General features: G+C 69.6%; 8 protein-coding genes. 4 read left to right on the top strand and 4 right to left on the bottom strand.

The window, feature by feature from the left end; genetic code table 11:
* The first annotated feature begins 11 nt into the window (after positions 1 to 11).
* The 3 genes from ACWCPF_RS26400 to ACWCPF_RS26390 all read left to right on the top strand — a co-directional run bounded on the left by ACWCPF_RS26400 (position 12) and on the right by ACWCPF_RS26390 (position 4,610).
* The gene (locus ACWCPF_RS26400) at positions 12 to 833 is read left to right on the top strand and encodes a hypothetical protein (RefSeq protein ID WP_451047574.1); all 822 of its coding nucleotides are present in this window, start codon (positions 12 to 14) and stop codon (positions 831 to 833) included.
* On the top strand, positions 830 to 3,016 hold the full coding sequence (locus tag ACWCPF_RS26395) for a hypothetical protein (RefSeq protein WP_451047573.1): 2,187 nt from the start codon (positions 830 to 832) through the stop codon (positions 3,014 to 3,016). The genes ACWCPF_RS26400 and ACWCPF_RS26395 overlap by 4 nt, the downstream gene beginning before the upstream one ends.
* Positions 3,017 to 3,323: 307 nt before the next feature.
* On the top strand, positions 3,324 to 4,610 hold the full coding sequence (locus tag ACWCPF_RS26390; RefSeq protein WP_451047585.1) for an IS256 family transposase: 1,287 nt from the start codon (positions 3,324 to 3,326) through the stop codon (positions 4,608 to 4,610).
* 406 nt (positions 4,611 to 5,016) lie between these two features.
* Here ACWCPF_RS26390 and exaC read toward each other — a convergent pair whose 3' ends face one another.
* From exaC to xylB, 4 genes are all read right to left on the bottom strand, one after another.
* Entirely contained in the window at positions 5,017 to 6,540 is a 1,524-nt protein-coding gene (exaC, locus tag ACWCPF_RS26385; RefSeq protein ID WP_451047572.1) for an acetaldehyde dehydrogenase ExaC, read from the bottom strand.
* 149 nt (positions 6,541 to 6,689) lie between these two features.
* Entirely contained in the window at positions 6,690 to 7,964 is a 1,275-nt protein-coding gene (locus ACWCPF_RS26380; protein WP_451047571.1) for a GAF domain-containing protein, read from the bottom strand.
* A 327-nt stretch (positions 7,965 to 8,291) separates the two neighbouring features.
* Positions 8,292 to 9,560, bottom strand: a complete 1,269-nt coding sequence (locus ACWCPF_RS26375; RefSeq protein ID WP_451047570.1) for an ROK family protein — start codon at positions 9,558 to 9,560, stop codon at positions 8,292 to 8,294.
* A gap of 90 nt (positions 9,561 to 9,650) precedes the next feature.
* Positions 9,651 to 11,096 (bottom strand): xylulokinase, encoded by a 1,446-nt coding sequence (gene xylB / locus ACWCPF_RS26370; protein ID WP_451047569.1) that lies wholly within the window; start codon positions 11,094 to 11,096, stop codon positions 9,651 to 9,653.
* Positions 11,097 to 11,350: 254 nt separating this feature from the next.
* On the opposite strand from xylB, the gene xylA reads away from it, so the two are divergent.
* A complete protein-coding gene (gene xylA / locus ACWCPF_RS26365; RefSeq protein WP_451047568.1) occupies positions 11,351 to 12,517 on the top strand; it encodes a xylose isomerase in 1,167 nt (388 codons plus the stop codon).
* Positions 12,518 to 12,648 lie beyond the last annotated feature (131 nt).

Here is a 12,648-nt window from a genome sequence, read left to right as displayed (position 1 = left end):
TCACTCACCTCGTGGCTCCCAAGTACGGGAGCACGGAGGCGGAATGCGAGGACGCCGTCGTTGTGCTCCCCGATCTCACGCACGACTACATGTTGCGAGAGCCCCTTACCGCGGGCGTCTGTGACGGGGCGACAGAGAGCGCCCTGGCCAAGGACTGGGCTCGGATGTTGTCCCGCGCGGCGGCCGAGCATGCCATGGAACGTCCGGAGCTACTGGCCGGCGGAACCGCCTTCGAGGAGTTCGCTTTGTCGGCGGTGGCTCAGTGGGATCCGTGGCTCGCGCGATACACGCAGGCACGTATGGAGGAAGGGCGCCCGCTGAAGTGGTACGAGCACACCAAGCTCGCCGAAGGCGCCTACGCGACGCTGCTCACTGTGCGCGTCGATCCAGACCGCGGGCCTGGCCCGAGTGCCGACTCCGCGTCGCCTGAACCGGGGTGGCGCTGGCAAGCGGCTGCTCTGGGGGACACCTGCCTGTTCCATCTGCACGACGACCGGCTGGTCCAGGCGTTTCCAGTAGGGACTGCAGACGAGTTCGGCACGGTCCCTGACCTCTTCGGCAGCCGCAATCGTGATGCGGCGCTGCTCGCCTGTCGCACTCGGTTCACCGAAGGCTGGTGCCGGCCCGGAGACCGGCTGCTTTTGATGACCGACGCACTGGCCGCGTGGTTTCTGTCGGCCCCGGACCAGGACATCGCCCTACGTCAACTGCTGGAATTCTCCGGGCCCGACGATCTGGGATCGTTCGTGGAGTGGCTGAACGGCCTCCGGGTCCGCCGGGAGCTGCGCAATGACGATGTGGCCGTTGTACGGATCGATTTCGAAGGGCGGTGAACGTGGTCTCGCCCACCGGTCAACAGAGGCAGTTTCCCAGCGGCGCCGCCTACGCGGAGGCCTTGCAGCACACACAGCTGTGTTTCGAGCACCCCGAACTCAAGGGCGCGATGCCGGAGCTGACCAAGCTCGGCCTGCCCCGCGCCATCTCCGGCGCTTTCGCGAGCGTGTTCTCGCTGACCTCTGCTGTGTCGGGTCAGCGGTACGCAGTCAAGTGCTTCACCCGTCACGTCCCTGACCAGGAGCTTCGCTACCAGGCCATCAGCAGTCGACTCGCGGTGTTGGACCCTGCCGAGCTGTCCCAGCCGTGGAATCTCGGCTTCGAGTACCTTCCCGACGCCATCGGCGTCGGCCAGGATCGCTACCCGATCCTGAAGATGGAATGGGCCGAGGCCGTCACGCTGTCCTCATGGCTCGACAACAACCACACCGACCGGTTCGCCGTGGAGCGTCTGGCCGACAGGTTCGAGGCTCTGACTCGTGACCTGTCCGATCACGAGATCGCCCATGGCGACCTCCAGCACGGCAACCTACTCGTCGCAAGCGACGACACCCTGCGTTTGGTCGACTACGACGGCATGTATGTGCCGGCGCTGGCAGGTCTCGGTGGTACCGAGCGCGGCCACCGCAACTACCAGTCACCCATGCGCGGAAATGACGACTTCGGGGCGGCACTGGACCGGTTCTCCGCCTGGATCATCTTCATGTCGCTCAAGGCAACCGCGGCAGACCCTGCTCTGTGGCCTCGGCTGCACGAACCCCGAGGTGAGTTTCTGCTGCTCACCGAGGAAGACTTCAGCAAGCCGGGCGGCTCCGCAAGGCTGCAGACGCTGCTCGCCCATCCAGATCCGACCGTGAGTGGCCTTGCGGACCAGGTGAGATCCTTGGCCTTTCAGCCGCTGGATGTGTTGCCCCCGCTCGCCCATGCGATCCCCAAGCAGCGGTCCGCCGCGCCGACGCCCACTTTGGTTTCGGCTTCCCCTGCTACCGCTGCTGCGGGGACGGGCGGACTGCCCGGCTGGATGGCTGGACACGTTCCCCCGCAGACAGCGCCACCAGCGGCCGGGCCTTCCGCCACTTCACCAGGCGGCTTCCACACCCGGACGCCGTTGGACGTCGTCACAGCGGTGTTGTGGCCTGCGCTGTTGGTCGTGACGGCTCTGTTGATCGTCGTCGGTTTCCCGGGCCCTCTCATCGGTGCCGGAGCGCCCGTCCTGGTTGCCGCCGTGATCACGGTCTTCGCGCGGAGCCGCCGGGTGGAGAGAGCACAGTCACGGGCAGTGCTGGCCAAACTGACGGACGAATTGGCCAAGCTGGAGGACCCCCTCAAGGCAGCCGAGAAACTGCACAAGGACAAGACGAAGTTCGACACGGCGGAGACAAAGCGGACCACCGCCTACCCGAAAGCCCAAGACGCGCTCACCGCCCAATACCACGCCGCGCTCAAGGAAGCTGAGAAGCGCAAGGTCCGGAAGCAACGCGACATCGACAAGAAGACTGACGCGCTCTCGGAGGAACTCCGTAAATCCCTGGCCAAAGCGCTCACTGACAAGCAGTCCGCATATGTCCGGGACCAGCTGGGCCGTCGGCTGATCGCAAAGTCCCCGCCGCACGGAATCGGGCCCAAACTCGCCGCTCGTCTCGCTGCGGAAGGGATCCGGACCGCAGCCGATTTCACGGGCTACCGGTCCGTGCAGAACAGCTCCTACAACAGCACCGGTGCCGTACTCGTGCTCAGCAGCGGTCGAGTCGCCAATGTTCAGGGAATCGGCGAGGCCAAGGCCATCGCTCTCGATGTCTGGCGTAGAGACCTGATCGCGTCCGCCGTGGCCCGGCAGCCGAGCGCTTTGAGCACAGCGGAGCGCCAGCAGATCGAGCAGGGCAACACTCGTCGCCGGGCGCAGCTCGCCGACCAGCGCAAGGCTGTGGAGTCCGAGACCGAGGCCATGCGTGAGCGGGCCCAAAAGGATCTGCAGAACGGCCAGCAACGGCTCGCCCGGGAGAACACGCTGGCAGGTGACAGGGCCCGGCAACAGCGTGAGGAGTTCGGCCGACGTGCGATCGGACTTCAGCAGAACAGCGCACTGCACGGGACACTGAGCGCCTCCAAGGAGGCCGCCAAACTCCAGCACCGAGGGCTGTCATACGCACGCTACCTGCGGTTCCTGTACATCGGTCACTGAGGCCGCACGCGGCCGGAGACAGTGACGCAGACTGGTCGGATCAAGGCTTGACGGTCCGGCGTGGCGACGGTGGGCGGGTCTCGACGCGACGCTCATATGACGGATGGTGGGTTGCCGAGACCGATGCCGAGTGGGTTGGCTTTGTGCCGGCAGGCGTCTTGCCGCTTGTTCCTGACCCGCTGAACAGGGCCAGCAGTAACAGGACCAGCAGGAGACCGCCACCTCCAGTGCCCGCCGTAGCGGGGGAGTGTAAATCTAACGGCGGATCCGACGATCACGGGAGAGACGTCAAGTGACTGACACCGCCATGGAGTTGGAGACCGTGAAGCCTGTCGAGAGTGCCCAGCCTGGGCAGCCTGCGCCCGTGTCCGACGAGCAACTGGTCGCGATGCTGGTGGAGCGGGCCCGGTCGGAGGGGCTGCAGCTGACCGGGCAGGGTGGGCTGCTGCAGCAGCTGACCAAGCGGGTCTTGGAATCTGCCCTGGAAGGCGAGATCAGCGATCACCTCGGCTATGACAGCCACGATGCCGGCGGCAGGGGCAGCGGCAACTCCCGCAACGGGGGCCGGGCCAAGACCGTGCTGACCGACGTCGGGCCGGTCGAGGTCAAGGTCCCGCGTGACACCTCGGGCACGTTCGAGCCGCAGATCGTCAAGAAGCGGCAGCGGCGGCTGACCGGGGTCGACGAGATGGTGCTGTCGCTGTCCGCGAAGGGGCTCACTCACGGCGAGATATCCGCCCACCTGGCCGAGGTCTACGGCGCCGAGGTGTCCAAGCAGACCATCTCCACCATCACCGACAAAGTGATGGAGGGCATGGCCGTGTGGCAGAACCGGCCCCTCGACCGCGTCTACCCCGTCCTGTTCGTGGACGCCATCAACGTCAAGATCAGGGACGGGAAGGTCGCCAATCGCCCCATCTACGTGGTGATGGCGGTGACCGTGGACGGCACCCGCGACATCCTCGGCATCTGGGCCGGCGACGGCGGCGAGGGCGCCAAGTACTGGCTGCACGTGTTCACCGAGCTGAAGAACCGCGGCCTGGACGACGTGCTCATGCTGGTCTGCGACGGGCTCAAGGGCCTTCCCGAGGCCGTGGAGACCGTCTGGCCTCGCACGATTGTCCAGACGTGTGTGGTTCACCTGCTGCGGAACTCGTTCCGGTACGCCGCCCGTCAGGACTGGGACAAGGTCGCCAAGTCCCTCAAGCCCGTCTGCACCGCGCCCAGCGAGGACGCGGCGACGGAAAGGTTCCTGGGGTTCCAGGAGGCGTGGGGGAAGAAGTATCCGGCGATCGTGAAGCTGTGGTGGGACGCCTGGGCCGAGTTCGTGCCCTTCCTCTCCTTCGACGTCGAGATCCGCAAGGTCATCTGCAGCACGAACGCGATCGAGAGCGTCAACGCCCGCATCCGCAGGGCCGTCCGTGCCCGCGGGCACTTCCCCAACGAAGCCGCCGCCCTCAAGTGCATCTACATGGCGCTGATGAGCCTGGACCCGACCGGGAAGGGCCGCAAGCGGTGGACCATGCGCTGGAAAGCACCCCTCAACGCATTCCAGATCGCCTTCGAGGGCCGCCTGACCCCGAGCCACAACTGACCATCAACAACCAAGATCAGCCGTTAAATTGACACACCCCCACCCAGCCTTCCTCTGCATTGTCCACTTCCGGGGGGAGGATCGCATGCGGCAGTGACAACGGCCTTGTTCATGCCGGAAGCTTGGTGGCGGGCCGACTTCGCGGCGGCTTTCCTGTCCGGCCATTTCTGCTGTCTTCTCTCGGCGGTTCGGGCGCTGCCTCCGGGCATTGGGCGGGTCGCTGCGCCTATGAGCGGGCGGCTCGCGGGGGTAACGCCCTCCGGCATGATTTGGTCCGCGGCTGGTCCGAGCAGAACTTCATTGGGTGCCAGAGAGTAACTAGAAGAACCCGACTGATTGCATTGGGTAGCTATCGTGTCGGGTTGCCTGGAGCGCAACGATGCCTCCAGGCAACCGACTTCAGGCTCTAGAAGAACCCAAGTTTTTTCGGACTGTATGAAACAAGAACGTTCTTGGTCTGCTGATAGTGCTCCAGCATCATCTTGTGCGTCTCGCGTCCGATTCCGGACTGCTTGTAGCCGCCGAAGGCTGCGTGCGCGGGGTACGCGTGGTAGCAGTTCGTCCATACGCGGCCCGCCTGGATCGCCCGGCCCGCGCGGTACGCCGTGTTGATGTCCCGCGTCCACACCCCGGCCCCGAGGCCGTACGTCGTGTCGTTGGCGATTTTGATGGCGTCGTCGAAGTCGTCGAACGAGGCCACCGAGACGACCGGACCGAAGATCTCCTCCTGGAAGATCCGCATGCGGTTGTCGCCCTCGAAGATCGTCGGCTGGACGTAGTACCCGCCCTTCAACTCGCCGTCGTAATCGGCGCGTTCGCCGCCCGTGAGGATCCTGGCGCCTTCGTTGCGACCGATGTCGATGTAGGAGAGGATCTTCGTGAGCTGCTCGCCGGACGCCTGCGCGCCGATCATCGTGTCCGTGTCGAGCGGGTGGCCGGGCTTGATGAGTTCGGTGCGCGCGACGGCCGCCTGGAGGAAGTCCCCGTAGTTGCCGCGCTGGATCAGACCGCGCGACGGGCAGGTGCACACCTCGCCCTGGTTCAGCGCGAACATGGTGAAGCCCTCGAGGGCCTTGTCGCGCAGGTCGTCGTCCTTGTCCCATACGTCGTCGAAGAAGATGTTCGGCGATTTGCCGCCCAGCTCCAGGGTCACCGGCTTCAGGTTCTCGGCGGCGTACTGCATGATCAGCCGCCCGGTCGACGTCTCGCCCGTGAACGCCACCTTCGCCACCCGCGCACTGGACGCGAGCGGCTTGCCCGCCTCCTCGCCGAAGCCGTTGACGATGTTCACCACGCCCGGCGGCAGCAGATCCCCGACCAGGCTCATCCAGTAGTGCAGCGAGACGGGGGTCTGCTCGGCGGGCTTGATGACCACCGCGTTGCCCGCGGCCAGCGCCGGCGCGAGCTTCCATGTGGCCATCAGGATCGGGAAGTTCCACGGGATGATCTGCGCGACGACGCCGAGCGGCTCGTGGAAGTGGTAGGCGACGGTGTCGTCGTCGACCTCGCTGAGTGCGCCCTCCTGGGCGCGGACCGCGCCGGCGAAGTAGCGGAAGTGGTCGATGGCCAGCGGGATGTCCGCGGCCAGCGTCTCCCGCACCGGCTTGCCGTTCTCCCAGCTCTCCGCGACCGCCAGCGGCTCCAGGTACGCCTCCATCCGGTCGGCGATCTTCAGCAGGATGTCGGAGCGCTCGGTCGCCGAGGTGCGGCCCCAGCTCGGCGCGGCCGCGTGCGCCGCGTCGAGCGCCCGCTCCACGTCCTCCGCCGTGCCGCGCGCCACCTCGGTGAACGTCTCCCCGTTCACCGGAGACGGGTTCTCGAAGTACTGCCCACGAGCCGGAGGCACGTACTCGCCGCCGATGTAGTGGTCGTAGCGCGTCTGGTAGGAGACGATCGCGCCCTCGGTTCCGGGCGCCGCGTAACGGGTCATCCTGCTCTGCCTCCCTCAGCAGCGCTGCCCGCCGTTGGGCAGCTCTCCGCGGGAGGGTAGGGAGGCGGACGTTGCAGGTACGTTGCAGCGCTGGTCGGGACCGCCTGAAGACTGGCCCGCCCATGTTCATGTCCACTCCACGCCCACGCCTACGGATGCGGGTGTGGCCATCCGGCGGGTGCCGCCAGCTCCGACTCCAGCGAGGTGAGCCGCGCCCGCGTCGCGGCCGTCGGGCGGGAGGCCGCGAGCGCCCGCCAGACGTCGACGTCGTCCTCGCCCCATGACGAGTGGGCCCAGTCCGCCAGCAGATCGGGGTCGCCGCAGGCGATCAGCGCCGCGCGCAGACCGTCCGCGAGACGACTCCTGAGCCGCACCACCGCCGGCGCCTGGGACGTCGGCAGCGGCGGCCCGGTGTACGCGTTCACGGCCGCCGTCACCGCGCCGGCCGCCAGCCGACGTTCGACGACGGCCAGGTCCGACTCGCAGCCGACCGTGAGCCGGTAGGGACGCGAGGCCAGCAGCCCCGGGCCCAACACCCCGCGCAGCCGGGCGAGTTCGGCCCGCAGCGTCACCGGCGGCGCCGACTCGTCCTCGTACAGCGCGCACAGCAGCTCTTCACCCGTCAGACCCTCGGGGTGACGGGCCAGCAGCACGAGTATCTCGCTGTGCCGACGGCTCAGCCTGATCCGCCGGCCGCCGGTGACCAGACACGCCTCGTCCCGGCCGAGCACGGTCAGCCGCGGTGCGTCGGCGGCCGGCCGCTCGGGGGCGAGCAGCGCAAGATGGGCCTCCGCGGCCCGCGCGACCGCCTGCACGAACCCCAGGCTGTGCGGATGCGCCAGTCCGTTCCCGCCCGTGATGTCCACGGCGCCCAGCACCCGCCCGGTGCGCGGATCGTGCACCGGGGCGGCCGCGCACGTCCACGGCTGAACCCGCCGGATGAAGTGCTCGGCCGCGAACACCTGCACCGGCCGGTCCAGGGCGACCGCCGTGCCCGGCGCGTTCGTCCCCACCGCGTTCTCCGCCCACCGCGCACCCGGCACGAAGTTCATCCGCCCCGCCTGCCGTCGCGTCGCCGCGTGACCCTCGACCCACAGGAGCCTGCCGCGCGCGTCGCACACCGCCAGCAGATGCTCGCCGTCCGCGGCGAACGTCCCCATCAGCTCGCGGAACAGGGGCATCACCCGCGCCAGCGGATGCTCGGAGCGGTAGGCGCCGAGCTCACCGTCGGTCAGCTCCACGCGCGCGGTGCCGTCGGGACCGACACCGGCCCGCGCGGAACGCCGCCACGAGTCGGCCACGACGGCACGCACCGGTCGCGGCACGGTGCCCGCCTCGGTGAACGTCTCGTGCGCCCGTCGCAGGATCCGTACTTGTTCGGCGGGGTCGGCCCCCGGTTCCAGGGCCACCCAGGGATCGGTCAACTCGTCCTCCCGGAAGGCGAAACGGCTGGGGCAGGGCTGGGGGTAGGGCTTCGGATACGGCTGGGGACATCGTCACTCCGGGTACGCGGCCCGACAACCGTTTGGACGATGGTCACCCGAAAGACGAGCATCCGGTTTCGATCCGGTTCGGCTCGGACGGAGTTGACGAGCGTCCGCTGCCGGCCCTGGCGCCGGCTCCGGCCCTGGCTCCGGCCCCGGCCCTGGCACCGGCTCCGGCGCGCCACGCCGCCGGCGTCGCGCGCAACCGCGCCTGCACGCCCCGGCGAGTCTCGCGGGCGGGACACTCCACGGTCCGGGTCGCGCCGCTCAGGCCCGTTCCGCCCCCGCCCCCGTCCCCGTTCCGGCCCCGGCCTTGGCCCCCGGCTCCGCCACCCCCGCCCCCACCGCTGCCGGATCGTCCAGCACGGCCCGTACCACCGAGTGCGCGGCCCCCAGCAACGGTCCCTCGGAGCCCAGCCGGGAGACGGACACGGGGCAGGCGGGGCCCGCCGTACGCCGGGAGAGTTCGGTCTCGAGGGACGGCAGCAGCCAGGGCGCGAGCGCGGCCAGGGCGCCGCCGAGCACGACGCCCTCCGGATCCAGCAGATTGAGCGCCCCGGTGAGGGCGATCCCCATGGCTGTTCCCGCTTCGCGCAGAGCGCGCCGGACGTCGGGATCGCCGTCCGCGGCGCGCCCCGCCAGGAGTCCGACGCGGTCCTCGCCCGGTTCCAGCCCCGCCGCCCGCAGCACCGCCTCCTCGCCGGCGTACTGCTCCAGACAACCCCGTCCGCCGCACACGCACGCCGGACCGTCGGGGTGGACCGGCACATGGCCCAGCTCGCCGGCGAAGCCACGCGTGCCGCGCAGCAGGTTGCCGTCCATGACCAGGGCCGCGCCGATGCCGATCTCCGCCGAGACGTGGAGGAAGTTCCCCGGGGTGTCCGCGCCGAGCCAGAGCTCGGCCAGTCCGCCGAAATTGGCCTCGTTGTCCACGGTCAGCGGGAACCCGTCGGGCAGCAGCGCGCCGAGGTCGACGTCCTGCCAGTCGAGGTTCGGCGCGCGGACGACCGTACGGGCGTCCCGCGCGACCAGGCCGGGGACGGCCACGGCGAGCCCGGCCGGCCACAGCCCCTCGCGCTCCGCCTCGGCGACGACTTGGCGCACGAGCGCGGTCAGTTCCTCGACCACGGGCTCGGGGGAGCGGCCGCGGTTCGTGCCGTGCCGCACGGCACGCGCGCGTACCTCGCCGCGCAGGTCGACGGCGCAGACCGCAAGATGGTCGACGCCGATCTCGGCGCCTATGCCCGACGGGCCGCGCCCGCTGACCGCCAGCGCCGAACCGGGCCGCCCGACCCGGCCGGGGCGCTCGGGGCCCAGCTCCTCCAGGAGTCCGGTGCGTATGAGTTCGTCGACGAGGGTCGAGACCGCCGCGCGGGTCAGGCCGATGCGTGAGGCGACCGCCGCCCGCGAGAGCTGGCCCTCGGCGCTGACGGCGTGCATCACCCGGGCCAGGTTGCGGCGGCGCATGCCCTGCTGGGTGTCGGGCAGTGCGCGCCCCGGACCGGCCGACCGGGCTTCATGCAGCGGTGCGGTCATGCCTCCGTCGATTCGTCGATTCATCGATGCGCTAATTCAGCGATTGATTGAGTGATGCATTGATTCGGCGATGAGTTGATCCGTCGATGCTCAGTGGGCGTCGGTGCTCCGTTCCAGCAGCGGGGCCGCGTCGGAGAGTACCCCGGCGATCCTGGCCAGTGTCGTGTCGTCGCGCTCGACGGCGTCCAGCACCGGACCCCGCGCGGTGTTCCAGCGGCGGGCGACGGCGGCCGGGTCCTCCCCGGTCAGCAGGCCCGCCGCCTGCGCCGCCGCGCCCAGCGCGACGAGCTCCTTGGCCTCGGGCACCTGCACCGGCCGCCCGGACAGCCGGCGCACGGTCTGCTGCCAGGCCGTGCCCCGGGCGCCTCCGCCGATCAGCAGGAGCGGGGCCGAACGGTCCGCGTCCTCGTCGAGGACGAGGTCGAGCGCGCCCAGCAACGAGTGCACGGCGCCGTCGTAGGCGGCCTGCAGCAGCTGACCGGCGGTCGTGTCGTGGCGCAGGCCGTGCAGCAGGCCGGAGGCGTTCGGCAGGTTCGGGGTGCGCTCGCCGTCCAGGTACGGCAGGAGCGTGAGGTGCGCGGTGGGTTCCACCGTCTCGCGGTCCAGGCCCAGCAGGGCGGCGACGCGGTCGACGGCGAGCGTGCAGTTCAGGGTGCAGGCCAGGGGCAGCCAGTCGCCGTGCGCGTCGGCGAAGCCGGCCACGGTGCCGGTGGGGTCGGTGGGGCGGTGCTTCGCCACCGCGTACACCGTGCCCGAGGTGCCGAGGCTCAGCACGGGCGTGCCGGGGCGCAGCCCGAGCCCGAGCGCCGCTGCGGCGTTGTCGCCGGTGCCCGGGGCGACCAGCGTGCCCTTGGCGAAGGGCAGGTCGTGGCTGTCCCGGACCGTGCCGGCCACCTCACCCGGCCGCACCACCCGAGGGAGCAGCGCGGGGTCGAGCCCCACGTGGGCGAGGATCTCCTCGTCGTACTTCTCGGTGCCGGACGCCCACCAGCCGGTGCCGGAGACATCGCCGCGGTCGGTGGTGCCCTCGCCGGTCAGGCGCTCGGTGAGGTAGTCGTGGGGGAGGCGCACGGCCTTGGTCGCGCGCAGGGCCTCCGGCTCGTTCTCCGCCAACCAGGCCCACTTCGTGACCGTGAAGGAGGCCGCCGGAACGGACCCGGTGCGCTCCGCCCAGAACTTCGCGCCGCCGAGTTCCTCGGTCAGCCGACGGGCCTGCGGGGCCGAGCGCACGTCGTTCCACAGCAGCGCCGGACGCACCGGCTCTCCGCGCTCGTCGAGCGTGACGAGCCCGTGCTGCTGCCCGCCGATCGACACCGCGGCAGCCTCGCGCGCCGCGTCGCCGCACTGGTGCAGCGCCTCGCGCAGCGCGTCCCACCACTGGCGCGGGTCGCTCTCGCGGCCGGCCCCGGAGGACACGGTGTGCGGCGCCTGACCACTCGCGACGACCTCGCCGGTGGCCGCGTCGACGACGAGGACCTTGGTGGACTGGGTGGACGTGTCCACGCCGACGACGAGCGGACCCTCGGCTGCTGACATCGGGCTCTCCCTCAAGTTTTTCCGCGGCTCTGCGGGATCTGTCTTCCCAGAGAATGCTTCCGCATACTAATTTGTAAACGGCCATGACGAAATAGCCGGCAGCACAGCTTCACCAGCACGACTTCACCAGCACAGGTGCAACAGCACAGCTGCACCAGCACAGCTGCACCAGCACAGCTGCACCAGCACAGCTGCACCAGCACAGCTTCATCAGCACGACCCAGCAAGACAGACTTCAAGCAAGGAGCCGCGGCATGAGCTACCAGCCCACCCCCGACGACAGGTTCACCTTCGGCCTGTGGACCGTCGGCTGGCAGGGACGGGACCCGTTCGGCGACGCCACGCGACGTGCCCTGGACCCGGTCGAGACGGTGCAGCGCCTGGCCGAGCTGGGCGCCTACGGCGTGACCTTCCACGACGACGACCTGATCCCCTTCGGGTCCTCCGAGAGCGAGCGCGAGGAGCACATCAAGCGCTTCCGCGCGGCCCTGGACACCACCGGCATGACCGTGCCGATGGCCACCACCAACCTCTTCACGCACCCCGTCTTCAAGGACGGCGCGTTCACCGCGAACGACCGTGACGTGCGCCGCTACGCCCTGCGCAAGACGATCCGCAACATCGATCTGGCCGTCGAGCTCGGCGCGAAGATCTACGTCGCCTGGGGCGGCCGTGAGGGCGCGGAGTCGGGTGCGGCCAAGGACGTGCGCGTGGCTCTCGACCGCATGAAGGAGGCCTTCGACCTCCTCGGCGAGTACGTGACCTCCCAGGGCTACGACCTGAAGTTCGCGATCGAGCCCAAGCCGAACGAGCCGCGCGGCGACATCCTGCTGCCCACCGTCGGCCACGCCCTGGCGTTCATCGAGCGCCTGGAGCGTCCGGAGCTGTACGGCGTCAACCCCGAGGTGGGCCACGAGCAGATGGCCGGGCTGAACTTCCCGCACGGCATCGCCCAGGCGCTGTGGGCGGACAAGCTCTTCCACATCGACCTCAACGGCCAGTCCGGCATCAAGTACGACCAGGACCTGCGCTTCGGCGCCGGCGACCTCCGTTCCGCGTTCTGGCTGGTCGACCTGCTGGAGAGCGCCGGTTACGCGGGCCCGAAGCACTTCGACTTCAAGCCGCCGCGCACCGAGGACCTCGACGGCGTGTGGGCGTCGGCCGCGGGCTGCATGCGCAACTACCTGATCCTCAAGGAGCGGGCCGCCGCGTTCCGCAACGACCCCGAGGTCCAGGAGGCCCTGCGCGCCTCCCGCCTGGACGAGCTCGCCCAGGCCACCGCCGCCGACGGCCTGCAGAGCCTGCTCGCCGACCGCGGCGCCTTCGAGGACTTCGACGCGGACGCGGCCGCCGCCCGGGGCATGGCGTTCGAACGCCTCGACCAGCTCGCCATGGACCACCTTCTGGCCGCCCGGGGCTGAACCCACGCGCACGCGTGTGTGCAGCGATGAGCGTGCACACACGCGTGCCGCGGAACGACCGCTGTTCGAGCGTTCTCCGTACGCAGTGCGCCGGAACCATGCCGTCCATGCCATGGATCGGTATCAACTGC

This window comes from Streptomyces sp. NPDC001858 (assembly GCF_053594615.1).
The sequence above is the reverse complement of the archived record's forward strand: the minus strand, read 5'-3'. Positions and strand labels throughout refer to the sequence as shown.

What these genes read in the sequence shown, in the direction of transcription:
- ACWCPF_RS26375 (WP_451047570.1), bottom strand. Translation starts at nt 9,560, where the DNA reads ATGACCGCACCGCTGCATGAAGCCCGGTCGGCCGGTCCGGGGCGCGCA.
- ACWCPF_RS26390 (WP_451047585.1), top strand. Translation starts at nt 3,324, where the DNA reads ATGGAGTTGGAGACCGTGAAGCCTGTCGAGAGTGCCCAGCCTGGGCAG.
- xylB (WP_451047569.1), bottom strand. Translation starts at nt 11,096, where the DNA reads ATGTCAGCAGCCGAGGGTCCGCTCGTCGTCGGCGTGGACACGTCCACC.
- exaC (WP_451047572.1), bottom strand. Translation starts at nt 6,540, where the DNA reads ATGACCCGTTACGCGGCGCCCGGAACCGAGGGCGCGATCGTCTCCTAC.
- xylA (WP_451047568.1), top strand. Translation starts at nt 11,351, where the DNA reads ATGAGCTACCAGCCCACCCCCGACGACAGGTTCACCTTCGGCCTGTGG.